30 protein-coding genes and 1 pseudogene are annotated in these 21745 nt (G+C 69.2%); 6 read left to right on the top strand and 25 right to left on the bottom strand.

All coding sequences use genetic code 11. The features are described from left to right. The 17 genes from AUL34_RS12075 to AUL34_RS11995 all read right to left on the bottom strand — a co-directional run. The coding region (locus AUL34_RS12075; RefSeq protein ID WP_061934103.1) for a DUF2163 domain-containing protein at positions 1-680 on the bottom strand (680 nt) is incomplete at its 3' end. Continuing rightward, positions 677-1306 carry a DUF2460 domain-containing protein gene (locus AUL34_RS12070; protein ID WP_061934119.1) on the bottom strand — a complete coding sequence of 210 codons (630 nt, stop codon included), beginning with the start codon at positions 1304-1306 and terminating at the stop codon, positions 677-679. The genes AUL34_RS12070 and AUL34_RS12075, both read right to left, overlap by 4 nt. 5 nt (positions 1307-1311) lie before the next feature. Continuing rightward, positions 1312-1905 carry a phage tail tape measure protein gene (locus AUL34_RS12065; RefSeq protein ID WP_156420901.1) on the bottom strand — a complete coding sequence of 198 codons (594 nt, stop codon included), beginning with the start codon at positions 1903-1905 and terminating at the stop codon, positions 1312-1314. A gap of 3 nt (positions 1906-1908) precedes the next feature. Continuing rightward, positions 1909-2130, bottom strand: coding sequence for a phage tail assembly chaperone (locus tag AUL34_RS22840; protein ID WP_061934101.1), 222 nt, complete (start codon positions 2128-2130; stop codon positions 1909-1911). Then, a complete protein-coding gene (locus AUL34_RS12055) occupies positions 2127-2462 on the bottom strand; it encodes a gene transfer agent family protein (RefSeq protein ID WP_061934099.1) in 336 nt (111 codons plus the stop codon). The genes AUL34_RS22840 and AUL34_RS12055 overlap by 4 nt, the downstream gene beginning before the upstream one ends. A 1-nt stretch (position 2463) precedes the next feature. After that, complete coding sequence (locus AUL34_RS12050; protein ID WP_061934097.1) at positions 2464-2877, bottom strand: phage major tail protein, TP901-1 family; 414 nt, start codon at positions 2875-2877, stop codon at positions 2464-2466. A 90-nt stretch (positions 2878-2967) separates the two neighbouring features. Beyond that, a complete protein-coding gene (locus AUL34_RS12045) occupies positions 2968-3378 on the bottom strand; it encodes a DUF3168 domain-containing protein (protein WP_061934095.1) in 411 nt (136 codons plus the stop codon). A gap of 101 nt (positions 3379-3479) precedes the next feature. Continuing rightward, positions 3480-3668: a hypothetical protein gene (locus AUL34_RS12040; protein WP_061934093.1), complete on the bottom strand. Its 189-nt coding sequence runs from the start codon at positions 3666-3668 to the stop codon at positions 3480-3482. Continuing rightward, positions 3665-3997 (bottom strand): phage head closure protein, encoded by a 333-nt coding sequence (locus tag AUL34_RS12035; protein WP_061934091.1) that lies wholly within the window; start codon positions 3995-3997, stop codon positions 3665-3667. Before AUL34_RS12035 ends, AUL34_RS12040 begins: the two co-directional genes overlap by 4 nt. Then, the gene (locus AUL34_RS12030) at positions 3997-4548 is read right to left on the bottom strand and encodes a phage head-tail connector protein (RefSeq protein WP_192845740.1); all 552 of its coding nucleotides are present in this window, start codon (positions 4546-4548) and stop codon (positions 3997-3999) included. The genes AUL34_RS12035 and AUL34_RS12030 overlap by 1 nt, the downstream gene beginning before the upstream one ends. Before the next feature lie 62 nt (positions 4549-4610). Then, positions 4611-5861 (bottom strand): phage major capsid protein, encoded by a 1251-nt coding sequence (locus tag AUL34_RS12025; RefSeq protein ID WP_061934087.1) that lies wholly within the window; start codon positions 5859-5861, stop codon positions 4611-4613. A gap of 82 nt (positions 5862-5943) precedes the next feature. After that, positions 5944-6492 carry an HK97 family phage prohead protease gene (locus AUL34_RS12020; protein ID WP_061934085.1) on the bottom strand — a complete coding sequence of 183 codons (549 nt, stop codon included), beginning with the start codon at positions 6490-6492 and terminating at the stop codon, positions 5944-5946. Next, a complete protein-coding gene (locus AUL34_RS12015; RefSeq protein WP_061934083.1) occupies positions 6489-6839 on the bottom strand; it encodes a DUF6107 family protein in 351 nt (116 codons plus the stop codon). Before AUL34_RS12015 ends, AUL34_RS12020 begins: the two co-directional genes overlap by 4 nt. 13 nt (positions 6840-6852) lie before the next feature. After that, positions 6853-8055, bottom strand: a complete 1203-nt coding sequence (locus tag AUL34_RS12010) for a phage portal protein (protein ID WP_061934081.1) — start codon at positions 8053-8055, stop codon at positions 6853-6855. A gap of 40 nt (positions 8056-8095) precedes the next feature. Then, positions 8096-9388, bottom strand: a complete 1293-nt coding sequence (locus AUL34_RS12005) for a DNA-packaging protein (protein ID WP_082653327.1) — start codon at positions 9386-9388, stop codon at positions 8096-8098. Next, positions 9388-9771 carry a hypothetical protein gene (locus tag AUL34_RS12000; protein ID WP_061934079.1) on the bottom strand — a complete coding sequence of 128 codons (384 nt, stop codon included), beginning with the start codon at positions 9769-9771 and terminating at the stop codon, positions 9388-9390. The genes AUL34_RS12005 and AUL34_RS12000 overlap by 1 nt, the downstream gene beginning before the upstream one ends. 116 nt (positions 9772-9887) lie before the next feature. Further along, entirely contained in the window at positions 9888-10388 is a 501-nt protein-coding gene (locus AUL34_RS11995; RefSeq protein ID WP_061934113.1) for a YcgN family cysteine cluster protein, read from the bottom strand. Between the two features lie 224 nt (positions 10389-10612). Here AUL34_RS11995 and AUL34_RS11990 point away from each other — a divergent pair, with 224 nt between their 5' ends. From AUL34_RS11990 to AUL34_RS11980, 3 genes are read left to right on the top strand one after another with little or no spacing between them, the layout of a single operon-like run. Next, entirely contained in the window at positions 10613-12715 is a 2103-nt protein-coding gene (locus AUL34_RS11990) for a transglycosylase domain-containing protein (protein WP_244492542.1), read from the top strand. A gap of 46 nt (positions 12716-12761) precedes the next feature. Next, complete coding sequence (locus tag AUL34_RS11985; protein WP_061934075.1) at positions 12762-13349, top strand: DUF1214 domain-containing protein; 588 nt, start codon at positions 12762-12764, stop codon at positions 13347-13349. Next, a complete protein-coding gene (locus AUL34_RS11980) occupies positions 13342-13932 on the top strand; it encodes a DUF1254 domain-containing protein (RefSeq protein WP_061934074.1) in 591 nt (196 codons plus the stop codon). The genes AUL34_RS11985 and AUL34_RS11980 overlap by 8 nt, the downstream gene beginning before the upstream one ends. 52 nt (positions 13933-13984) lie before the next feature. Here the strand turns inward: AUL34_RS11980 and AUL34_RS11975 are convergent, their stop codons facing one another. Further along, positions 13985-14188, bottom strand: a complete 204-nt coding sequence (locus AUL34_RS11975; protein WP_061934071.1) for a hypothetical protein — start codon at positions 14186-14188, stop codon at positions 13985-13987. A 282-nt stretch (positions 14189-14470) separates the two neighbouring features. Here AUL34_RS11975 and AUL34_RS11970 point away from each other — a divergent pair, with 282 nt between their 5' ends. Then, positions 14471-15505, top strand: a complete 1035-nt coding sequence (locus tag AUL34_RS11970; protein ID WP_061934069.1) for a hypothetical protein — start codon at positions 14471-14473, stop codon at positions 15503-15505. 14 nt (positions 15506-15519) lie between these two features. Here the strand turns inward: AUL34_RS11970 and AUL34_RS11965 are convergent, their stop codons facing one another. Genes AUL34_RS11965 through AUL34_RS11955 form a run of 3 tightly spaced genes read right to left on the bottom strand, consistent with a single transcriptional unit; the run spans position 15520 to position 18336 of the window. After that, positions 15520-15855 (bottom strand): DUF1491 family protein, encoded by a 336-nt coding sequence (locus AUL34_RS11965; protein ID WP_061934068.1) that lies wholly within the window; start codon positions 15853-15855, stop codon positions 15520-15522. An 8-nt stretch (positions 15856-15863) separates the two neighbouring features. Next, positions 15864-16667, bottom strand: a complete 804-nt coding sequence (locus tag AUL34_RS11960; RefSeq protein ID WP_061934066.1) for a peptidoglycan-binding protein — start codon at positions 16665-16667, stop codon at positions 15864-15866. Next, a complete protein-coding gene (locus tag AUL34_RS11955; protein ID WP_061934064.1) occupies positions 16609-18336 on the bottom strand; it encodes a HAMP domain-containing sensor histidine kinase in 1728 nt (575 codons plus the stop codon). Before AUL34_RS11955 ends, AUL34_RS11960 begins: the two co-directional genes overlap by 59 nt. A gap of 405 nt (positions 18337-18741) precedes the next feature. Between AUL34_RS11955 and AUL34_RS11950 the strand changes: the two genes are divergently transcribed. Together AUL34_RS11950 and AUL34_RS11945 are read left to right on the top strand one after the other, a co-directional pair. Then, a complete protein-coding gene (locus AUL34_RS11950) occupies positions 18742-19137 on the top strand; it encodes a DUF5330 domain-containing protein (RefSeq protein ID WP_061934062.1) in 396 nt (131 codons plus the stop codon). A 74-nt stretch (positions 19138-19211) separates the two neighbouring features. Continuing rightward, positions 19212-19634: a SufE family protein gene (locus tag AUL34_RS11945; RefSeq protein ID WP_061934059.1), complete on the top strand. Its 423-nt coding sequence runs from the start codon at positions 19212-19214 to the stop codon at positions 19632-19634. A gap of 2 nt (positions 19635-19636) precedes the next feature. Here AUL34_RS11945 and AUL34_RS11940 read toward each other — a convergent pair. The 4 genes and pseudogenes from AUL34_RS11940 to AUL34_RS11925 form a co-directional block, all read right to left on the bottom strand. Further along, positions 19637-20077, bottom strand: a pseudogene (locus tag AUL34_RS11940) (DUF6456 domain-containing protein); the annotation flags it as partial. Positions 20078-20096: 19 nt separating this feature from the next. After that, positions 20097-20501: a helix-turn-helix domain-containing protein gene (locus tag AUL34_RS11935; RefSeq protein WP_082653325.1), complete on the bottom strand. Its 405-nt coding sequence runs from the start codon at positions 20499-20501 to the stop codon at positions 20097-20099. 246 nt (positions 20502-20747) lie between these two features. Then, positions 20748-20924, bottom strand: a complete 177-nt coding sequence (locus AUL34_RS22270; RefSeq protein ID WP_156420899.1) for a hypothetical protein — start codon at positions 20922-20924, stop codon at positions 20748-20750. Between the two features lie 102 nt (positions 20925-21026). After that, a complete protein-coding gene (locus AUL34_RS11925; RefSeq protein WP_192845739.1) occupies positions 21027-21659 on the bottom strand; it encodes a TetR family transcriptional regulator in 633 nt (210 codons plus the stop codon). Positions 21660-21745 lie beyond the last annotated feature (86 nt).

Here is a 21745-nt window from a genome sequence, read left to right as displayed (position 1 = left end):
GGCTCGAGGAGATCGACCGCCAGCGTCCCGTCCTCGCCGAGGCGCAGGCCCGCCACGGTGAGTGCGGGAGCCGTGCCCACCTGCAGCCGCCCCTCGCGATAGGATTCCCGGTCGAACGCGCCGACCCCCTCCAGCACCACACGCCCGACGCCGACCGAGGCGATCCGCCCGACCTTCGTCCAGCGCGCGAGGTCGACACCACAGCGCGCGTCGCCGAGCGCCGCGTCGCACCGACGCCGGTAGTATCGGCCATGCTGCCGGTCGAGCCGCGCGGCGAGCCCGCGCAGTTCCACGGAGATCCCGACATCGTTGCGGGTGATCTCGCCGAAATCAGCCGCATCGATCAGGAGATGATCCTCCGGCCGCTGCCAATCCACGCGGAACACCTCGACGCCAGCGCCGTCGAAGAGCCCCGCGGCGATGTCCGCCTCGCCGATCGCCTCGGCGGACAGAGCCGCCTCGACGCCGTGCGTTCCCGCCGCCAGGCCGAGAGCCGCCTCGGCCTCGCCCGCCGTCCACCCCGTTCGCGCCGCGAATGTCGTGTCCGCGAAATGGAGGTCCTCGTCGTGGTCGGTGAACCCGAACACCCGTCCGTCCGCCCGCGTCACCCGCCAGGCATGGGCCAGCGTCGTCGCGGGCTGCCGAAGCCGCGCGCGAAAATCGTCCGAAATGCCGGTCACGGCCGGACCTCCACCAGAGGAATGGTCGGGATGTCGCCGGCCTCGAAGGCGGCGACGTTGATCGCGAGATGGTCCATGTCGAAACGCACCGGCACGTCGAACTCGAATCCAGCGGTCAGCAACGCGCCGACTGCGGGAGGTGCGGCGAACGTCACCGTGCCGTTCGTCGGATCGACCACGAGCCCGCTGGTCGTCGCGGAGCCGCCGACCGCGATCCGCACGCTGCCCGGCACCGGTTTGCCGATCGGCCGGACATAGGCGTCCGCATCACGTCCGTAGCGTTTGACGAGCTGAAACACCGTCGTCTCCCCGTCGCCGATCCCGAGCGGCTGGTCGGTGGCGCCGGGGGCGAGCCCCCCGCCCGCCGAGGAGAAATCGAACGGATCGCGGAAGCGGAACCCGACCAGCCGCCCGCGCCGCGCCTCGAAGAAGTGAAGAACCGCCATGAGATCCTCGACGCTGCGAACCCCGGACCCCGCGTCGTAGCGGCGCCAGGAATGGCGCGTGCGCTGGTTGCGGTTCTCGTAGCCGGTGGACAAGCGCACGATGTCCGTTCGCCGCTCCGGCCCGCCGGCGGTGCCGAAGGCGACGCGCAGCGGAAACCGCTCTTCGCTGAAGGAAGCCAGCATGGTCAGAGCCCCCTATGGCCGCGCATGGCCGCGCGCGCCACCATCGCCTGGATCTGCACTTCGGCCCGCCGGAAGCTCGGCGCGTCCGGCGTCGTCACATTGAAGACGATCGAGGGACCGGATCGTGCCTGTCCGCCCGGAGCCGCGACGCCGAGCGATCCGTCCGGCCCCCGGCGGAGCGGCAGGATCGCCTCGGCGCCGGCTTCGCCCATCAGGCCGATCCGACCGCCGTTCGGAAAGAAGGTCGGCGCGCGCACGACCCCGCCCTTGGCAAACGGCACGATGCCGCCGGCCGTAGCCCCGGCCGCGCCCGCGACACCTCCGCCGCCGATCCCCGAAAGCACCTGCCCCAGCATCCCGCCCGCCAACTGCGTCAGCGGTCGGAGCGCGGCATCCAGAGCGATCGTCGAGATCCGTCCGCCGAGTTGCTTCAGCACCCCGTCCAGCGACCGCCCGCCACCGGCGGCGCCGCGGAACGCCGATGTGAGCGCGGTGCCGAAGGCGCTGGCTCGGGTCGAAAGGTCGCCGAGCGCGCGCTCGAAGCCGCTCGTGTCGGCCTCGACAGCGATGCGCAGGGCATCCACGGTTTCCACCATCTCTCACCTCGTGTCGGGAAAGCGTTGCATGAGATCCACGAGGCGCGCCCGGCTGGGCGGCTCGCGGAGGCTTGCGAAGGGCCTGAGCGCCAGAGCCAGCTCGCGCGGGGTGGCGCGCCAGATCGCGTCCGGCGTCATGCGCAGCACGCATGAGGCCGTCGCGAACACTTCATCCCAGGGAAATGCCGCCGTGCCCGTCGCATCGTCGGGCGCGGCGGCGTTCAAGGGCGGCCGGGCGTTTCCTCCGGCCCACCGAAGGCCGCCGCGAGGAGATCGGCTGCGATCCGCGCCGCACCGGCCGCTCCGCCTTCGATCGCCATGGCGGCCACCTCGTCGTCGGTGGCGGGCGACCCGCCGCCGCGCAAGCCTGCCCCGATGATGCGCGTCAGGTCGCGCGCCGAAAGCCGCCCGGAGCCGAAGCGCTGGGCAAGGCTAGCGACGTCCTCGAGCGCAAAGGCGTCCTCGAGTTCGGCAAGCGCGCCCAGCGTCAGGCAGAGCCGATGCGGCTGCCCATTGAGCACGGCCTCCACCTCGCCGCGCCTTCTGTTCACGGCCATCTCAGAGCGCCGCGAACTGGAGTGCGCCGGCCGATTCCAGCGAGACCTCGAAAGAGACCTCGCCGTTGTGCTCGCCGCCATATTCCAGCGCGGTGACCTGGAACGGCCCGGTCACGCTGCCGAAATCCGGGATCACCGCCTGGAACGCGGCGATCCGGCCTTCGAAGAACAGCCGCCGCAGAGAGGCGTCGGACGCCGCATCCTTGAAGATGCCGGATCCAGAGAGCGAAGCGCGTTGCACCCCCGCCCCGCCGAGCAACTCGCGCCATCGCCCGGCGCTCTCGGCATCGGTCACGTCGACCGTCTCGGCGTTGAACGAGATGCGGCGCGAGCGCAGGCCCGCGACGGTCGCGAATGCGCCGATCCCCTCTGGATCGGCCTTGAGAAGCAGGTCCTTGCCTTTCTGCGCGCCCATGATGCGTAACGTCCTTTCCGATGTGCCGAACGAAGAAGGGCGGCCCTCCCGGACCGCCCTTCGCGAAATTCATCCCTGCTGCCGGTTGGTTCAGGCCAGCGGCTCCGTCACCGCGCGAAAGCGCAGGATGCCGTGATAGGCCGGGCTTTCCGGCTCCTGACGCGCTTCGGCGAACTGAAGCTGGAGGTTGACCAGCCGGTGACCCGTCAGGGGCAGCGTCTGGTCGTGCAGCGTATTCGAGACCATGTCCATGATCTCGTAGGTTTCCTGCTTCGAGCCGCCCTTCGCCCAGACATGCAGCGTCAGGATGTGCTCGGCACCGTCCTCGGTGCCGGTGGACCAGTCCACCACCGCCGTACGGCCGAGCGTCAGATAGGGAAAGGCGGTGCGCTCAGGCACCCGGTCGAACACCTTTGGTCCGCCCAAGCGGGCGAGTAGTGCCGGGTCGTGCGTCAGGGCGGAAACGATGGTGGTCTGCAGTTCAGCGCTGGGATGCGCCATGGGATTCGGTCCTCTCGGCTCCGGGAGCCGGTCCGAAAGCGCCGTTCATCGGCGCGCCCGGAACCGCTCGGACAAAGATCGATCACGCGATATGTATGGTGTCACATATCGCGTGATAACCCGGACGGCGGCTCGTCCGTCGTTAACTTTTCGTCAGGAGTATCGCCGCCGCCGTTCTCGCGTTCGGCCAAGACGTCCACCGCCCGTGTCGCCGCCTCGCGCCGAACGGCCTCGCGCATGCCGGTCCGCAGCACATCCCGCCGCAGCCGCAAGGCCACGCGCGCAATCATGCCTCGGCCTCGCAGCGACACACGAGATAGCGTCCCGTCTCGTCCGGGTCGTGCAGCGTGCGGATCACGAACCGCCGCCCGCCGACACGAAACGCCATGCCTCGGTCGAGCCCCGGGCGCGCCCGCAGGGTCACGCGATGCGTGGCGGTGCCCACCCGCTGCCCCAGTCGCTCGTCGACATCCACCGCAAGCGGCTCCAGCCGCACGGAGGTTTCACCGATCTCCACCCAGACGTCCTGGCCGCCGCCCATGGCGTCCGGCACGACGTCGTTGCGCTCGATCGCGGCTCGGTGGCGAAGCAGGCCCGCGTCGATGAACAGCGGCGTCATCACAGACCGACCCGCCGGTAGGGCGCCAGCAGCCCGCGCACCAGCGGCGGCAGGAACGCCGGCTGCATCGACGCCGGCGCCGCACCTCGCATCTCGTAGGAAACGCCGACGAGATGCAGCATCGCAAGCTTCAGCATGTCCGGAACGGCAGCCGCGTCGAGCCCCATGTCCAACTCGATCTCCACCTCGCGTCCGCCGCGTCCCGTCAGCGCCTGTGGCAGGCGCAGTGTGCCCCCGTCGCGCACGATCCGCACATCGGCGGCGTCCACGGCCTCCGGGGTCCCGTCCAGGCCGAAGATCCGGGCCGCCAGCACGGCGCGGGCCGGACGGCGCGACAGCGCGAGGTCCGCCTCCGCCGGGCATTCCAGGCACAACCGGAACGCCCGCCGCGCTACGACGAGCCCAGTGCGCGCTTCGATCGTCTCGCGCGCGGCGCGGATGAAACCCGCGATCGCCCCATCCTCGTCGTCGCGTTCGACGCGCATCTGCGCTTTTGCTTCAGCCAGCGTCACCGGCTCGGCGACCGGCTGCCCGTTGTCGATCCAGATCATCGTGCGTCCCGTTCCGCATGAGAAATCGAGGGACCGGGCGTCGCCGCCCGGTCCCGGCATCGTCAGGCCGCGAAGTTCAGGAGCTTGGCCGCATCGAAGTCCTGGATGCCGCCGCCCACGCGCTTGGTCGTGTAGAAAAGGACGTAGGGCTTGGCGCTGTAGGGATCGCGCAGCACCCGCACGCCCTGCCGGTCGACCACGAGATAGAAGCGGCCGAAGTCGCCGAAGGCGATGGCCTTTGCGCCCGTCTCGATGTCCGGCATCGCCTCGGCCTCCACAACGGGAAAGCCCATCAGCGTCGCCCGCGCGCCCACCGCCGAGGGCGGCGCCCAGAGGTAGTTTCCGTCGCCATCCTTCAGCTTGCGCACCGCGCTCTGCGTGCGGCGGTTCATCACGAAGCTGGCGTTCTGACGGTAGCCCGCCTTCAGCGCATAGATCAGGTCGATCAGCGCGTCGCCCGCAGCCCCGGCAAGGAACCCGCCGTTCGCCCCCGTCGAGATCGTGCCGACGCTGCCCCAGGCAAAAGCGCTCTCGGCAACGGTCGGATAGCTCATGAAGCCCTTCGGCTTCGACACCCCGTCGCCGCTCACGAAAGCCGCGCCCTCCTGCGCCGCGAAGGCCTGCTCGACCTCCTCGCCGATCCAGGCGTCGATATCGACGGCGGAGTCGTCGAGCAGCGCGTTGGTCGCCGCCGGCATCGCGTAGAGCTCCATCGTCGGGAAGCTCAGCTCGGCGAGCTGCGGCGCGTTCGTCTGCGGCCGGGCATCGGCCTGGCCCACCCAACCCGTCTGCGCCCCGTTCACCGCGAAGGGCTTGCGCAGCACTGCCGACGACACGGTGCGCACGGTGGCGATCCCGCGGATGGGCGAGACGGCGGCCAGTCGCCGACCGATCTCCGTCTCCGTTTCGCTCGGCACCAGGAAGCCCCCGTCGGCGCCGACGAGGCCCGACATCGCCTTCTCCTCCAGCCGCCGCAGGCGCGTCTCGTCACCGCCGCGCACATAGGCCTCGAAGGCGGAGCGATGCTCGCTCGGCTCGGCGCTCGCCGTCTCGCCACCGCCGGCTGGCGGGCGCATGCCCTTCAGCACGAGACGCTCCAGCCGCCTCTCGTGCTCGTCCATCGCCTTGGCGATGCGGTCGGCCTTCTCGCCGGTCAGGACGTCGGCGCTCATGCGCTTCTCGATCTGCGACAGGCGGTCGTCGTTGGCCTCGCGGAAGGCGTCGAAAGCCCCCATGAAGTCGTTCAGCGCCTCGGCGCCCTCGCGTCCCCCGTTGGCTTTCGTCTCCGGCGCGCCCTGGTTGAAGGTCTGCATGTCGTCTCCTCAGGCTGGAAAAAGCGAACCCCGTGCCGGTGGTCCGGACGCGGGGCTCAGGAAAGTCGAAAACTTCTGGCTCTCAGGCGCCGACGGCCAGCCCTCGAGGCGCGATCCGCCACGCCGCCTCGCGCAGCGCCCTTGCGAAATCCACCGCGATCCCACGCACTTCGCGCACCCGCGCCGCTTCCTGCATGGGAAAGGTCACGAGCGAGATCTCCCAGAGATCGATGTCCGTCAGCAGCCGTCGCGCCACGTCGCGCAGCGGCTGCGCGCGCCGGGTCCGGAAACCGATCGACAGACCGTCGATCGCCCCGCCCCGCAGGAGCGCCAGCGCCTCGCGTCCACGTTGGCTGCCGAGCTCCAGCCGCCCCTCCGCGTAGAGCCCCCGCGCGTCCTCGCGCAGGACCGTCCAGCGTCCGATCGGCTCGCCGGGATCGTGCTGCCAGAGCATGCGGATGCCGGCGGCCGTCCGCTCCTCCAGCGACCGGGCGAAGGCCCCGCGCTGGATGCGATCGCCCGACCGGTCCGTCCGGTCGAAGAGGCTGGCATACCCCCGGATGACGCCCGGCTCGTCCTCGTCGATCGCCGGCAGCGGCATCGTCCGCTTGATCGATGGAACACGCATCATTGCACCGCCTCCCCCGCCCGCGCCGGCCGCACCCACAGGCCTTCGGCAAACCTTTGCAGCGCGCCGAGCGCCCACCAGGCCGACAGGCTCACCGCCGCCGAACCGATCAGCATCAGTTCGGTGGCTCCGATCCGGCCGCCGAGGCGCAGATGGTCCCCGAGCGCGATCCCCGCCGGGCCACCGAACACGACCCCCGTCACCGCCCCCGTCAGGAAGCGAGCCATCGCCTCACGCCGCCCGTTCGGCAGGAGGTAGGCGATGGAAATCACCGATCCTCCCACCGCCCCCGCCAGCTTGGCGCCGAACAGCGCCAGCGGGGACGCCACATCCCCCGTCATCGTATCCATCGTCGTTCCCCCGTCATGTCGCCGTGCGTCGGCTGCGCGCCCCATAGCCCACGGCCTCGCGCTTCTCGTCGTCGTCGAGGAAGCTCGCCGCCCCGAGCCGTGCCCAGAGCGCCTCGCGCTCCACCGACAGACCCTCGATCCGGTCCGCGTCGAAACCGAGCCGCAAGTCCCGCTCGTCCTCGAAGAAGCCGCCGAGCCAGTTGCCGAGCGCCGCCGAGAGCCGCGCCACCAGCGGCAGCACGGTCAGCCGGATCAGCGCCCGGTTCGCCTCGGCGTAGTTGGCGTAGGTCGCATCGCCCGGGATGCCGAGCAGCATCGGCGGAACACCGAAGGCAATCGCCACGTCCCGCGCCGCGCCGTTGCGCGCTTCCATGAAATCCATGTCGCGGGGGGAGAGCGCCATCGCCTTCCAGTCGAGCCCGCCCTCCAGCAGCATGGGCCGCCCGGCCCGCGCAGCGCCCGCATAGCCGCTCTCCAACTCGGTCTTCAGCCGCTCGAACTGGTCGCTCGACAGGTTGCCGCCGTCGCCGGGCTGATAGACTAGCGCGCCGGAGGGCCGGGCCGAATTGTCGAGCAGCGCCTTGTTCCAGCGCGTCGCCGCATTGTGGAGGTCGAGCGCCGTCTGCGCCGCGCTCACCGGCGCGAACCCGTCCGCTTCGCTCAAAGGGTGAAACAGCCGGATCGCCAGCACGCGCGCCGGCCTTTCGCCGTCCGCCTCCAGCGGAATGCGCCGGACGCGCCCGCCCACCCGCTGCTCCACCGCCTCCGGCCAGCCGTCGACGGAGGAGATCGTACGGATCTGGTCCGGCCGTAGCGCGTGGATCTGGCGCGGCACACCGTCCAGCACGCTCGCCTCGACATGCGCCGCCCCCGACAGAAGGAGATGACCGACCAGCGTCTCGATCAGCGCCGCGCCGTCCTGCAGCCCGTTCGGCTGGCGCAGAAGGTCGAGAATCGCGTGCGCTTCCACCTCCTCCCGCCCCTGGTACAGAACGAAGGGCACAGCCGCGGCGTTCTCTGCGATCAGCCTGACGCAGCGATAGACCAGCGGATTGCGCATGAAGCCAGCGCGCGCCAGCGACCCGTAGGAGCGCTCCGTCCAGTCCGCCTCGTCCGCCGCGCCGGTGAACACCAGCGCCCCGCCGGGCGAGCCCGACCGCACCTCCGGCGCAGGCGTCAGCCCCGCCAAGGCCTTCAGCCTCGTCGTCAAACCCATCTCATGTCTCCGTTCAACGGAAGGCTTCAAGTCTTTGCGGTCACAGCCGCCGGATACGCGGCTCCGAGCGCGGCTGGTTCAGCGCGGTCACCGCCCAGACCATGGCGTCCAGCCGGTCCGGCGAGCGCCCGTTCGACAGCCCGTTGGGGCCGAAATCGCAGAGCTCGTCCTCCAGTTCGGCAAAGCTGCCGGCATGCCGGACGCGCCCCTGCTCGTAGAGCGCCGCGACCGGTTCGGCCCGCACCCATTTGCCGCGCGTCGCCCGAACGCTCGACACCGGCACGTCCGGTGCCACCGTTCGCAGCACGGCCTCCACCATCTCGCCGCCCTGGTTCACCTCGGCGACGATCCGGTCCGCCTCCAGCTCGCGATAGAGCGAAACGGCAGCCGCTGCCCATTCCGGCGGCTTCAGCCCGCGCCTGCTCCGATCGGCCAGCACGTAGATGGTCCCATCGCCGCCCAGCCCCGCCGCCACGATGCCGCAGGCGTCCGACGTGCGTCCGGACGAGGCCGGCGGATCCACCGCCACCACGATCCGGCCGAGCGACGGCACCGCGCGCACCCGCATGCGGTCGATCGCGCCACGGTCGAACAGCGCGTCCTCGCGCGCCTCGATCATCTCGCCGTCAAGTTCCTGCCGTGCCAGACGCGATCCGCCGTAACGCGTCTCCATCGCCGCCACGAACCCGGCGGCGAGATTGCCGGCGTTCTCGCCGGTGCGCATCCGCGTCACCGCCGTCCCCTCCTCGGCCATGAGCCGTTTGAGGATCGGCACCGCGCGCGGCGTCGTCGTCAGCACCATGCGGGGGTTCTCGCCCAGCCGCAGCGCCAGCTGCAGATTGTCGAAACAGCCCTCCGCATAGGTCCACTTGGCCAATTCGTCGCCCCAGGCCGCATCGAACTGGTAGCCGCGCAGCGCGTCCGGGTCCTCCGAGGAAAACACCTGCGCCACCGCGCCGTTGGCGAAGACCAGCCGGCGCCGCGAGGCCTCGAACACGGGGCGCGTTTCGTAGTCGAGCGCCCGCAGCCCGCTCTCGCCCTCCACCATTACCTCGCGCGCGTCGCCCAGCGTCTCTGCCACCAGCGCGATGCGCCCATGGACGCGTCCCGCCAGCGGCGCCTCGCCCAGCGCCATCGCGCGCACCCATTCGGCGCCGGCCCGTGTCTTGCCCGACCCGCGTCCGCCGATCAGCAGCCATTGCCGCCAGTCGCCCGGCGGCGGCAATTGCGCGGGCCGTGCGCACAGGGCCCAGCGCGGAAGCGCCCGCCGCAGCACATGCGCCGGCTGGCCCTCCAGTTCGCGCTCGATCTCCGCCCAGAATCCCCCGTCCATCAGCCCACCGCCTCGCCGCCCGGCGCCGCGATCGCATCGAACAGCCCCGCCGCTCCGCCGCGCTGCGCGTCGATCGATCGCAGACGCTTCAACATCTCGGCACGCAAGGCACCGGCTTCCGCCTCGTCCTCGCGCCGCCCGGTCTCGCGCGACAGCGCCTCCAACTGGCGAAGCTCCAGAAGCTTCTCCAAGGTGCGCGTCAGCTGCGAGATCGTCTCCACCCGCGCTTTCGCCTCCGCCCCGCGCTCCGCCAACGTCTTCTTCGGCACTGGTTCGCCGGGCTTCTCGGCCACCCGACGCGGCCGTTTCTCCAGTGCCGAGACCTCGGCGGTGAGCGCCACGAACAGGCGCTCCGAAAGCAGCGTCTCGTCCGGCTTGCCCATTCGCCCTGTCCTCCGAAACGCCGAAGGCGGCCGCTCCTTCCGGAAACGACCGCCTCTTGAGCGCACCAATTCGACTATGCCTGAACCCTACATCGGCACCGTCACGGTGTCAATGACTATTTTCCTATTTCAGATAATTTTCCTACATCGTTGGATCGATCCTCGTCCGGATCGTCTCCGGGCCAGGCCGCGAGGTGGTCCTCGTAGTCCTCCGGCTCCATCCCCTCTTCGCTCACGGTCCGCCCCCGAACCGAGATCCCCGCCTCGTGCACGGTCTGCGGATCGCCCGACACGAGATGATGCCACCACCGGAGGGGGTGCCCCTCCGCCACCAGGCGGTAGCCGCACGTCGGCGGCAGCCAGGCGATGGAGCGCACGAGGTCGGGGCTGAGAGTGACGCAGTCCGGCACGGTGGCATGGCGGTTCTCGTAGTCCGAGCATCGGCAGCTTCCCCCGTCCAGCATGTGGCAGGCGACCTCGGTCCAGACGATCTCGCCGGTGTCCCAATCCTCCAGCTTGTTCAGGCAGCAGCGCCCGCACCCGTCGCACAGGGACTCCCATTCCTCCGTCGTCATCTCGTCCAGCGATTTGCGCGCCCAGAAGGGGGTTTCGTTCATCTTGCTCTGCGATCCGTGGAACCCGACGCGCACGCCTCGGAACCGCCCTCTTCGCCCGTCATGGGACGATCGTCAGAAGGGGTCGGTTTCGATGGCTGTTTGTCTCGCCGACTGGTTCTTGTAAGATGGTCCGACGCGTCGTTGCGGCGCGCCGGGGGGATAGGCTGACCGTGCCGAAACTGTTCTCGTCCAAGCCGAAGGGCCGGCGCGCCCCGTCTCGACTGATGGAAGTCGATGCTTGGCTGGATACCACGCTCTGGCGGCTTTTCCATGGCTTTTCCGGCGCTTGGGAAACGGTCACCATCGCCTCGCGCCGCTTCCGGGTGCGCGGTTTCAACCGCGTCGTGGTCGAGCTCTGCTGCGAGTCGCTGACCATCGGTCTCGCCGGTTTCGTCGTGCTGCTCGTGCTCGCTCAGCCCGCCATGCAGAAGACCGTTGCCGGGCTTCCCCAGCAGGCCGACTATTCCGTCCTCTTCCTCGACCGCCACGGCAACGAGATCGGCCGCCGCGGCATCCTCAAGGCCGACGCGGTCCCGATCGACGAACTGCCCGACCATTTCGTCAAGGCGGTGCTGGCGACCGAGGACCGTCGCTTCTTCGAGCACTGGGGCATCGACTTCATCGGCCTCGGCCGCGCCCTCGGCCAGAACGCGCGCGCCGGCGGCGTCGTTCAGGGCGGCTCGACGCTCACCCAGCAGCTCGCCAAGAACGTCTTCCTCTCCAACGAGCGATCGCTCGAGCGCAAGATCAACGAGGCGTTCCTGTCGCTCTGGCTCGAGGCGAACCTCACCAAGCGCGAGATCCTCGGCATGTATCTCGACCGCGCCTACATGGGCGGCGGCGCCAACGGCGCGGCGGCGGCGGCCGAGTTCTATTTCGGCAAGAACATCCGCGACGTGAACCTTGCCGAATCCGCGATGCTCGCCGGCCTTTTCAAGGCGCCGACGCAATACGCGCCCCACAATAACCTGCCCGCCGCCCGCGCCCGCGCCAACGTCGTGCTATCGGCCATGGTCGATTCCGGCTTCATGACCGAAGGCCAGGTCGTCGCCGCGCGGCGCCATCCGGCGACCGCGGTGGACCGCTCCGTCATCAAGTCGCCGGACTACTTCCTGGACTTCGCCTTCGACGAGATCCAGCGCATCGCAGCCGACCTGCCGCAGCGCACGGTCGTCGCGCGCACCACGATCGACATGGGCCTGCAGCAGCTCGCCGACGAATCGGTCGATTTCCACCTGCGCCAATACGGCAAGACCTTCGGCGTCGAGGAAGGCGCTATGGCGGTGATCGCCGACGACGGCGGGGTCGTCGCCATGGTCGGCGGCAGGGACTACGGCCTGTCCCAGTTCAACCGCGCGACCCGCGCTCTTCGCCAGCCGGGCTCCTCGTTCAAGGCCTATGTCTACGCGCTGGCGATGGAGAACGGCCACAAGCCGACCGACATGATCGTCGACGGCCCGGTCAGTGTCGGCAACTGGTCGCCGCAGAACTACGGCCTGAAATACGCCGGCCGCCTTCAGATCCAGGACGCCATGGCCCGCTCGCTCAACACGGTGGCGGTCAAGCTGAGCCAGGAGTCGGGCCCCGGCAAGGTGGCCGAACTCGCCCGCAACATGGGCGTCGAGACCCCCCTGAGGGGCGACAAGACGATCGCGCTCGGCACCAACGAGGTGACGATCCTCGATCAGGCCACCGGCTATTCCGTCTTCCCGGCCGGCGGTCTCACCTCCAACCGCCATGCGATCCAGCAGATCACCGACGCGGAAGGCCACATCCTCTGGGACGCCGAGCGCGACATGCCCCCGCGCCGCCGCGTCCTGTCGGAGCAGGCGACCAAGAGTATGAACGAGATGTTCGTGCGCATTCCCGAGATAGGCACCGCCCGTCGCGCCCGCCTGTCGATGACGCGCGCCGGTGGCAAGACCGGCACCACCCAGAGCTACCGCGACGCTTGGTTCGTCGGCTTCACCGGCAACTTCACCGCCGCCGTCTGGTACGGCAACGACAGCTTCAAGCCCACCAACAAGCTGACCGGCGGCGGCCTGCCCGCCATGACCTGGCAACGCTTCATGGAAGCCGCGCATCAGGGCATCGACCTGCGTCCCATCCCCTACATCGACGATCCTATTCCCGCGCCCGGCTCCATCGACGTCCCCAAGCCGGAAGGTGCCGAAGCGCCCCAGATCGCGCGGCCGAGCGTCATCAACAACAACACGCGCCGCGTCCTGTCCGACCTCGAGCTTCTCCTGTCGACCCTGGAGCCCACAGGGCCGGAAAAGTTCGCCGCCACCCGGCCCGACGGCCCAGGCCCCAGCGTCAGCCGCTGATCCGGGTCCTCTAGCCTCCTGGCCGGATCGGGGTCATACACCGCCCATGCGTTTCCTTCTCCTCACTCTCCTGGCCATCGGCGTGGCACTGGGTCTCGGCACCTGGTCGGCCGCCCGCATGCTCGAAAGCTACGAGGGTGCCGACATCCAGGCGGTCGGGCCCTGGCATGCCAACCGCACGGCGGGCTCGCCCACGGCCGACCCCTACTCCAAGGCCCGCCTCGCCCGCTCCGGCGACCTGACGCTCGGGCTCGGCGAAGGCGTCGCGTTTCAGGCCAGGGTGGACACAGAGAGCCGCGAGCTTCGCCGCGAATGCGACTACCGGCTGGAAGGCGCCTATCCGCCCGCCCGCATCGCGACCCTTTCCGCCTTCGACTACACCGGTCGGCCGGTGCCGGTCGCCGAAGGCCGGCCGTCGCAGCTCGTATCGCTCAACTGGATGCGCGCGGACGACAACCGCGCGACGATCGCCGTGGGGCCACGTGCCCAGCCGGGCAACTGGCTCGCGGTCGAGGGCACCGGCGGCTACATCCTCGCGCTCACCTTCTACGACACGCCGATCTCCACCGACATCGGAGCCGCTCCCATCGCCATGCCTCTGATCGTGCGCACCGGTTGCCTCGTCGATGGGTAAGCTCGTTCTCGCCCTTCTGATCGGCCTCGTCGGCGCGGCGATCGTCCATATCGGCATCATCTTCTCGATACCGCTGCAGGCCGAGAACGATGCGTGGGGCCGGCTGTCGCGGCTCGGCGACCTCTTCGCCGTGGTGCGGATCGAGGGGCGGCCGAGCGCGGCGGGAAACCAGCCGGGCGCGCCGGGCTTCGCCTTCATCGACCCCGCCTTCATCGACGCCGCCTGCCGCTTCTCGCTGGAGAACGGTCCGGCGCGCGTCACCGCGGACGAGCGCACCGGTTTCTGGACGGCCTCGGTCTATGCGCGCAACGGCGACAACCTCTACTCGATCAGCGAGCGTGTCGCCCTGGAAGGCGCGCTCGATCTCCTGGTGGGCACGCGCGAGCAGCTCGACCTCGCCCGCGTCGAAGGATCGGAGCTTCCCGACCAGACCATCTCCGTCGAGATGCCGAGCGAGGAAGGCTACGTGATGGTCCGTTCGCTGGTCGACAGTGAAAGCGAGCGCCCTTTCGTCGACCGCTTCGTGCGCTCCATCGGTTGCCGTCCCGCCACGGACGAGGAGGCTGGAACGCCCACGGGCTGACGCGGCGTCGGAGCGCCCGGAGCGCCGCGCAAACGGCGTGTCGTTTCCGCGCTTAAGCGGTCAGGTCCTGCAAGACCGCTTCATGGGTCAGCACGGGCGAATGGGCCCTGCGCCCCATCTGCCCGTCCCGCGCATCCATCCGCTCGTAGCGAATGCAGGGCAGGATCAGCACATCCGCCGTGCGCGGAGTGGCTTCCGCCGGCGTCCCGCGGGTCTCGTCCCGCATGGGGACGACGAGTCGATGCACGTTGTTCATTTCTCGCCTCCGTCCCGAACCCGAGGTTTCGGTTGCGGGAAGATTTCGACGAGCCGTCCGGTTCCTCGATCACGCCACGCGCGGACGGACCGTCGTCTTCCCTGTCCCACCTTCCCCCATCCGCCTTGTCCGGCGCTGACTCCGGCGCACGCGGCGCCGTCGGTCCATGGCCGCCGCGGAGGTCAGGCGTGGGCAGGCTTCGCAGGGTTAACAGGTTGCTAAGGGATTCGATCTAATCCTATCGGACTGCCGCATCCCACCCGCACACATGTCTGGAGCCCCATGAAGGACGCCGCACCGCGGATCTTCCGATCCCTTGAACGTCATCAGGCCCAGCAGCAGTTCGACACGGTCGTCACAGCCGCCATCACGGCCTATGGCGCGCTACGCCGTCCCACCCAGAGGCAGGCCGACGACATGGCGCGGCTGGTGGTGCCGCTCTGGTCGAAGATCGGCGCGGACACGCGGCGCAACGCGGCTGCGGCCCTCTCCCACTCCGCCCGCGTTCCCCGCTCGCTGGTGGATCTCCTTCTCGCCGAACCGATCGAGATCTCGGCCCCCTTCCTGATCTCCAGTCCCGCGCTAGAGGATCGCGACATCACGCGGCTTCGAAGCACCGGCGACGAGCGGGTCGCCCGCCTTCTCGACAACCGGACGCGCCGCAACGAAGGCCCGGCGCCGCAGCTCGAGGAGATCGAGCCGGAGGTCGCGAAGGCCGCCGAGGCCCAGCCTGCCAGCACCGACCCGCTGCCGGACAGTCCATCCCTGTCGCCCGACTTTCTGTCCGAGACGCCGCTACTGGAAGCCGGCGCGACGACGCGGCGATCGGGACCATCGGTCGACGGCGTGCGCGAGGCGCTGCGCCGTCTGGCGCTCACCGGCCGCACGGCGCCCTCGACCCGGCCGGTCGACATGGAAGCCCTGATGCTCCTCGCGATGGAGCGGCAGGAAGCAGCCTTCTACGACATGCTGGCGCAGGCCCTGCCGATCGACGGACGCACGATCCTCGAGATCGCCGCCGATCCCACCGGCGAGCGCCTCGCCGTCGCCTTGAAGGCGCTGAAGGTTCCCTCGGCCGATGCGATGAGCATCCTGATGATGCTGAAACCGGCTGTTGGCCTCGACGTCCTCGCCTTCGACCGGCTGGCCCTCTTCTATCGCACCCTGCGCGCGGAAGACTGCCGCTCGATGGTCAACGCCGCGCGTCTGCAGCCGGCGGAGCGGTCGACCGGGGAAGGCATCCGCTCCTTCGAGCCTGCGCGCCGCGAGTTCGGCCGCCGGACCGAGCGCCCCGCCCCGCGCGAAGCGCAGGGCTGAGAAGCCCTGCCCTTTCAGTCCGCCTCGACGATCGTCAGATAGCGGTCGGGGCGGTCGGTCTCGAGCTCCACCACCCAGAAGTCCGGGTCGAACCGCGCCTCGCGCGCGAAGCGCGTTTCGAGCGCCGCCTCGTCCGCGACGCTCTCGGCCACGAAGCGGCGATCCCCCTTCTCGTCGGCCATGGATTGCGGCGCAGGACCGAGGAGCCGGATCGCCCCCTCCCGGTCGCGCAGGACCACGAACACGGCGCCCGCCGCATCCGCGCCCCGGCGCACCACGGCCGCGAAGCCCCCATCTGAGAACACGCGGCGCACCACGTAGGCCGCGAACATCTCGCTTGTCAGTCGCATGCTGCGGATCAGCCGCCGACCGCGATCGCACGCAGGCGGTCGAGCACCTGCTGCGAGGGCTCGCCGGTCACGTCGAGGCTTTCCAGTGCCTGGAAGGTGCGGATCGCCGCCTTGGTCCGCTCGCCCAGGATCCCGTCCGCCTGAAGGTCCGCGACCTTCGCGTCGGCGAGACCGGCCTGGATCTGGCGCACGAGGTCGCTGCCCGAGCCTTGCGATGCGTCCGAGGCGACGCCGGCCGTCTCGAGGCTTGCGACCTGCGTCGGATCGATCTCTTCGGCGTGACCGGCCGCTCGGATCTGCGTCAGCAGCAGAGGCGTCGCCATGCCGTCGACCCGCAGGCCGCGTTCCGTCTGGAATGCGCGGATCGCCATATCGGTCGCCTGGCCGGCGCGCCCGTCCACCTCGGCCTTGTAGTAGCCCTGGTCGGCGAGCAGCGACTGGACCTCGCGAACCAGTGGGAATGCGACGATCCGCGGATCGTTGCCGATCGGCGCGGGTTTGGCCTTCTGAACCGCCGTGCGCGTCGCCGTCGCCTGAGGTTCGACGTCCCGCGTCACCAGCATGGGGTGGCGGTGCGGGCCGGCCTGCCGGTTCAGGGCGTTGTCGGCCACGAGACCGGCCGAGACCGAGAATACGGCGATCCCGCCGAACAGTGCGGGCCGCGCGGCCACAATCCGCGCTCCCGCGGCCAGTCCGGCCAGCGACGCGCGCGCGCCCAGAAGCGCGACCTGACCGGCGAGACCGCCGGACGGCTTACGCCGTGCGGCGGGCTTGCGGGTCTTGGCGGAGGGAGCTGGTTTTCTTGCGGGCATCGGTCAACGCTACGATGTTTTCGGAATGGGTTTGGGCGGCCTGGATCCGGTCGGCGCAGTCGGTGGGAATACGAACGGTGACGGTGGTCCCCTTGTCCGGCTGGCTGCGGATGTGCAGGCTGCCATGATGGAGTTCGGCCAGCCCCTTCACGAGCGACAGGCCGAGACCCGTTCCCTCGTAGCGCCGCGAGGGCCCTTGCGAAAGCTGCACGAAGGGCCGGGCGAGGCGGGCGATGTCGTCCGGCGCGATCCCGATACCGGTATCGCTCACCGTGAAGGTCAGCCAGTCCGCATCGCGCGCCGCCGTCAGGCACACCGTGCCGCGATCGGTGAATTTCACGGCGTTGCAGAGGAGATTGACGAGGATCTGGCGGCAGGCATGGGCGTCCGCGACGAGCGTCTCGGTCGGAGCCGGTCCGCGCACGATCAGCCGCAGCCCTTTGCGATCGGCATCGCCCTGAACCATTTCGGTCGCCGCGGAAACGATCTCGGCCGGAGCGAAGGCGGCCATCTGCAGTTCGTAGCGCCCCGCCTCGATCTTCGACATGTCGAGCAGTCCGTTGACGACCGCCAGGAGATGCTCGCTCGAACGGCGGATCAGCCCGACATATTCCTTCTGGCGCGGATCCGAGAAGCGGCCGCACATTTCCTGGTCCAGCATGTCGGCGAACCCGACGATCGCGTTGAGCGGCGTGCGCAGCTCGTGCGAAACGGTGGCGATGAATGCCGCCTGCCGGCCGTCGTCGGCGGCGTCGGACTGCGAAGACGCCGCACCCCCGCCGAGTTCGACGACACGGATCGCCTGAAGCACGCCGCTCGCATTGCGAACCGGATCGAGAGCCAAGTCGACCGCACGGAAGCTCTCGCCCTGCGAGCGCAGGCGCAGAGCGATCCGCCGGGCCGGGCCGCCGGCACGCATGTCGTTTAGCGCATGCAGGAACACCACGCGGTCGAGCAGATGAAGATGCTGCGTGAATGGCTCCGCCGCGCCATCGGCCCTCGCCGGCAGCATTCCGTCGGCGTCGAGCACCGCAAGCGGCGTCTCGACGCGCATCGGCATCGTGTTCTTGCGCGTTCCATAGAACCAGCGGCAGACGACGAAGGTGGCATAGGCCGCGCACAGCGGCAGCGCGATCGTGTACCCGGCCAGCCCCTGCCCCGCCGGTCCCATGCCATGCAGCGACAGGAAACCGGTGAGACCGAAGGCGGCCAGCATCGCCGGCATCATCAGCTTGGCGCGAACACGCGCTCCGGCGCTCCAGGCCTCGACCGGGCCGACCGCCACCAGCACCAGCGGCCAGAGGCTGTCGAGAACGAGCGCCAGGACCCCGATCATCACCGACCCGGCCAGATGCAGTCCGACCAGCACGAGATCGAACTCCATGCCCGCCTTGATCGCAGCGGCGAGGGCCAGCAGCACGACGGCACTACCGAGGAGCACCGGCAGCAGCCCCGCCCCGCCCGGCACGACGAGCGCCAGCGGAGACAGCGCCGCGGACAGGAACCCCGCGGCGATCAGGCCGGCGGCCAGACGCCCGTGGTCGTGCGGTATCGGCGCCGCACCGCCCGAAGCGCCGACCATTTCCGAGAGCCGATCCAGCCCGTGGATCAGTCCCATCTTGAAGTCGACCGATCGTCCGGCTTCCCGGCTGTTTCGCGACTGCGCCATCACTCATCCACATGCGGCGGCCCGATCAACGGGCCCGTCATGGACCCTGCGAACCGTCAATCACCATGGGGCGAGATTGGCCCTTAACCTTTTAAGGAAGCCATAAGCCTGGCGGCGGGACACCGTTGCCCCGCCGCCGCACCGGCGTTCCAAGCGAAGGCAGAGCCCCCGACTTCGCGTTATGGTTAAGGAAATGTATTCGCTGAAAACACAAGCAAGACAATGTGTTAGCGCGCCTTCCTCGGGTTCGGCTCGCGAAATCGCGGTTGTCTGGTTACCGCAATCGCTACGATTTGCGCTAAACAGGAAACGAAGACCTTGGACCGCAGCCCATACGCCCGGAGCCGTCGCGCCCGCACGGCGGTACGGGGAGGCCAAGCGGAACGCGGAGACACTCGCCCCCCCATGCGCCTTCTTCTGAAGCTCGCCTTTCTGATCGGTCTTGCCCTGTTCTTCCTCGCGCCGGCGCGCCAGGACCAGGACGGCATGCCGGCCGGCCTCTCGGCCGGGGCGCTCTTCTTCGCAGCGCAGCAGACCGTGGCCGATCTCGGTGGCTTCTGCGAACGATCCCCGATGGCCTGCGAGAGCGGGCGGGACGCCATTCATTTCGCCGGGGCGCGGATCGCGGAAGGACTGACCTTCGTCTACGGTCTGGCGGTGGGCACCGCCCAACGGCCGAACGAGCCCGCTCCGCCCTCCGCCGCAGTGCCCGAGGCGAAGGCGGGTGACGCTCCGAGCGCGCATCAGGCCAGGGTTCCCGCCGCCCCGCCCCCGCGCCCGTATCTCGCACCAGCGGGCTGAGCCCGCCTGACAAGTCGCGCCCCGGTCCCTATATGTGAGCCGGGCCGCGACGGGGGTCCGGCAACGAGGACATCATGCGCGACATCGATGAGATCGTCTCCGACTTCGAGCTTCTCGACGACTGGGAAGACCGCTACCGCTACCTCATCGAACTCGGCCGCGAACTCCCCGCGATGGACGAGGCGGAGATGAACGAGCGGACCAAGGTGCCGGGTTGCGTCAGCCAGGTCTGGCTCATTAGCCAGGCGGACGGCGGGTCCCCGCCGCATATCCGCTTCAAGGGGCAGTCGGACGCGCATATCGTGAAGGGGCTCGTCGCCGTTGCGCTCTCGCTCTATTCCGGTCGCACCGCGCCCGAAATCCTGTCGCTCGATGCCGAAGCCCTGTTCGGCAGGATCGGGCTGCAGGACCACCTGACCCCGCAGCGGTCGAACGGCCTGCGCTCCATGGTGCGCCGGATCCAGGCGGACGCCCGCGCGGCGATGGAAGCCGCCTGACGTCAGCCGCCCTTCCAGGCGCGTATGCCCCTGCGCGCCTCTCCCGCGTCGTGCACCAGACCGTAATGACGAGCGAGCGCGGCAAGACCGGTCTTCAGCATGAGCTTGGCCGAGCGCGCGGGCCACTGCCGCTCCGCCTCCACACGCTCCGTGCCCTTCAGAAAGCAGCAGACGTCCAGCAGGACGCCTGACAGTTCGGGTCCCACGGCCTTCAGCGCATGCTGGACCCGAGCGCGGCAATCCAGCACCGCATCCGAAAGGTCCGCTGGGCCGGACCGGGGGCCCGATCGCGGCGTGTCCTCCCAACGCTGCGTGACACTTGGACTGAGACCACCGCGCGTGAAGTCGGCGCGCAGGCGTTCTCCGGCCGCAACCTCGTGTGCGGCAAGGAACGGCTTGCCGTCCGCGCCCTTGCGGGAGGAAAGCCGGGTGAGCGGAGATTCGTCGGTCGCCGCCATCGGATCAGAAGTCCCCTTCCCCGGCGCCCGGAACCGACAGGCGCCGGCACGATTGGGCCAGGGCCTCCATCCGGTTCAGGAGCGCGTCGAACCCACGATCGTCCCGCTCGTCCTCGATCCGTCCGACCGCATAGGAAACGCTGGTCCGGTCGCGGCCGAAGCCATGGGCGACGGCGTTGAGGGAAAGTTGGAAGGCGACGTGCGCCAGGTACATCGCCACATGGCGCGCCCGGGCGATCGGCGCCTGGGCGCGGCGTTCCGACAGGATGTCGGCCGCCGGAACGCCGAGGAAGGCCGAAACGATGTCGACCGCCACCCGGCATTGCAGCCGGCCGCGCCCGCCGGGATCGGCTCCTCCGGGAGCGGGTTGGTACCGGCGGCTTGCGGTCTGATCGAGATATTGGGACATCGCACGACTCCATGGCTCGGGATGAACGAAGGCTAGCAAGTCCCGAACGCATGTAGGAATATTTTCTTTCCATCACCGTGCGAATACGACCGGCAAGGGCGCTTTCGCTGACGCGTTTCCCCGCAATCCACAGCGCGAAATAGGAACATAATCCACATCTTTGGACGGACGCGCCAGGTTCGTCGGGCAACTGGAGGACGAGCGATGCCCGGGACCGACGACCCTATCTCGCGATTCGAACGACACTTAAGGGAAGCCATCGAGGACTTCGCCAAGCGCCTCCGGCACCACGTAGGCGGCGCGCTGCCCCATCGGGGCATCATCGGGAGCACCGTGAGCGGGATGGAAGCGCTGCTGGTCGAGGAGGGCCGCCTTCGCCGTCAGGCCCGACGCAATGCCCCCAGCTACGATCTCAACCGGCACATCGCCGTCCGACGACTGATCGCAAAGGCCGAGGCCATGCCCGGTCCCGTTTGCTAGCACCCTGCGAAGCGGCTCGGATGTGTCGTCTCCAGAGACCTCGGCTCAGGCCGCTTCCGCGCGCTCCGCCGCTCGGAAGCTGTCGAACAGGGCAGACAGCGTCAGTTCGGCGGCCTTCACGAGATCGAAGCTCTCGTTCAAGCGAAGCCATTCGGTCAGAAGCCCCGTCATCGATCCGACGCAGACGTTCGTCGCCATGGCAGGGTCGAGACCGGGCCGGAGCCGCCCGAGTTCGGCGGCCTTCCGAAAGGCGGCGAAGATCACGTCGTTCATGTGATCCTCGCCCTCGCGGTGGGCGCACATCGCGCTTTCCATCTCCCCAACGTACTCGCAGCGCAGGACCAGGATCGAATACACCCGCTTGGCCCGCTCGTCGGTGACGAAGCGACGCATGCTTTCCAGCATGGTCCGCTCGAGCGCCAGAAGCGGGCGCTCGTCCGACAGAAGGTTCTGGCTTTCCAGGAACACGCGCTGCGGCAGATAGGCTCGTTCGTGCATCGCCAGGAACAGGTCGCTCTTGCCGCTGAAGTGCCAGTAGATGGCGCCCCTCGTCAGCCCGGCATGCGACGCTATGTGCGTCAGGCTGGTCTGACTGACACCCCGATCGAAGAACACCTGTTCCGCTGCGTCGAGAATGACGCTTCGCGTCTCCAGCGCTTCTGCCTTGGTCCGCCGCAAGCCTGCCTCCTTGATTACATCCATATATGAATGTATGTAAGCGATCGATCAAGCCGGATTCTGCGGTCCGGCCTTCCGGAGTTCCT

Origin of the sequence: Aureimonas sp. AU22 (genome assembly GCF_001463745.1) — a bacterium.
Taxonomy (GTDB): Bacteria; Pseudomonadota; Alphaproteobacteria; order Rhizobiales; family Rhizobiaceae; genus Aureimonas.
Note: the sequence above shows the minus strand (reverse complement) of the source record. Positions and strands in the feature narration are given on the sequence as shown.

Bases quoted from the DNA above. Each gene is read 5' to 3' on its own strand.
- AUL34_RS12065 (WP_156420901.1), bottom strand. From the start codon at position 1,905: ATGGTGGAAACCGTGGATGCCCTGCGCATCGCTGTCGAGGCCGACACG.
- AUL34_RS12055 (WP_061934099.1), bottom strand. From the start codon at position 2,462: ATGGCCGTGAACAGAAGGCGCGGCGAGGTGGAGGCCGTGCTCAATGGG.
- AUL34_RS12050 (WP_061934097.1), bottom strand. From the start codon at position 2,877: ATGGGCGCGCAGAAAGGCAAGGACCTGCTTCTCAAGGCCGATCCAGAG.
- AUL34_RS12045 (WP_061934095.1), bottom strand. From the start codon at position 3,378: ATGGCGCATCCCAGCGCTGAACTGCAGACCACCATCGTTTCCGCCCTG.
- AUL34_RS12040 (WP_061934093.1), bottom strand. From the start codon at position 3,668: ATGATTGCGCGCGTGGCCTTGCGGCTGCGGCGGGATGTGCTGCGGACC.
- AUL34_RS12035 (WP_061934091.1), bottom strand. From the start codon at position 3,997: ATGACGCCGCTGTTCATCGACGCGGGCCTGCTTCGCCACCGAGCCGCG.
- AUL34_RS12030 (WP_192845740.1), bottom strand. From the start codon at position 4,548: ATGATCTGGATCGACAACGGGCAGCCGGTCGCCGAGCCGGTGACGCTG.
- AUL34_RS12025 (WP_061934087.1), bottom strand. From the start codon at position 5,861: ATGCAGACCTTCAACCAGGGCGCGCCGGAGACGAAAGCCAACGGGGGA.
- AUL34_RS12020 (WP_061934085.1), bottom strand. From the start codon at position 6,492: ATGATGCGTGTTCCATCGATCAAGCGGACGATGCCGCTGCCGGCGATC.
- AUL34_RS12015 (WP_061934083.1), bottom strand. From the start codon at position 6,839: ATGGATACGATGACGGGGGATGTGGCGTCCCCGCTGGCGCTGTTCGGC.
- AUL34_RS12010 (WP_061934081.1), bottom strand. From the start codon at position 8,055: ATGGGTTTGACGACGAGGCTGAAGGCCTTGGCGGGGCTGACGCCTGCG.
- AUL34_RS12005 (WP_082653327.1), bottom strand. From the start codon at position 9,388: ATGGACGGGGGATTCTGGGCGGAGATCGAGCGCGAACTGGAGGGCCAG.
- AUL34_RS12000 (WP_061934079.1), bottom strand. From the start codon at position 9,771: ATGGGCAAGCCGGACGAGACGCTGCTTTCGGAGCGCCTGTTCGTGGCG.
- AUL34_RS11995 (WP_061934113.1), bottom strand. From the start codon at position 10,388: ATGAACGAAACCCCCTTCTGGGCGCGCAAATCGCTGGACGAGATGACG.
- AUL34_RS11990 (WP_244492542.1), top strand. From the start codon at position 10,613: ATGGAAGTCGATGCTTGGCTGGATACCACGCTCTGGCGGCTTTTCCAT.
- AUL34_RS11985 (WP_061934075.1), top strand. From the start codon at position 12,762: ATGCGTTTCCTTCTCCTCACTCTCCTGGCCATCGGCGTGGCACTGGGT.
- AUL34_RS11980 (WP_061934074.1), top strand. From the start codon at position 13,342: ATGGGTAAGCTCGTTCTCGCCCTTCTGATCGGCCTCGTCGGCGCGGCG.
- AUL34_RS11975 (WP_061934071.1), bottom strand. From the start codon at position 14,188: ATGAACAACGTGCATCGACTCGTCGTCCCCATGCGGGACGAGACCCGC.
- AUL34_RS11970 (WP_061934069.1), top strand. From the start codon at position 14,471: ATGAAGGACGCCGCACCGCGGATCTTCCGATCCCTTGAACGTCATCAG.
- AUL34_RS11965 (WP_061934068.1), bottom strand. From the start codon at position 15,855: ATGCGACTGACAAGCGAGATGTTCGCGGCCTACGTGGTGCGCCGCGTG.
- AUL34_RS11960 (WP_061934066.1), bottom strand. From the start codon at position 16,667: ATGCCCGCAAGAAAACCAGCTCCCTCCGCCAAGACCCGCAAGCCCGCC.
- AUL34_RS11955 (WP_061934064.1), bottom strand. From the start codon at position 18,336: ATGGCGCAGTCGCGAAACAGCCGGGAAGCCGGACGATCGGTCGACTTC.
- AUL34_RS11950 (WP_061934062.1), top strand. From the start codon at position 18,742: ATGCGCCTTCTTCTGAAGCTCGCCTTTCTGATCGGTCTTGCCCTGTTC.
- AUL34_RS11945 (WP_061934059.1), top strand. From the start codon at position 19,212: ATGCGCGACATCGATGAGATCGTCTCCGACTTCGAGCTTCTCGACGAC.
- AUL34_RS11935 (WP_082653325.1), bottom strand. From the start codon at position 20,501: ATGTCCCAATATCTCGATCAGACCGCAAGCCGCCGGTACCAACCCGCT.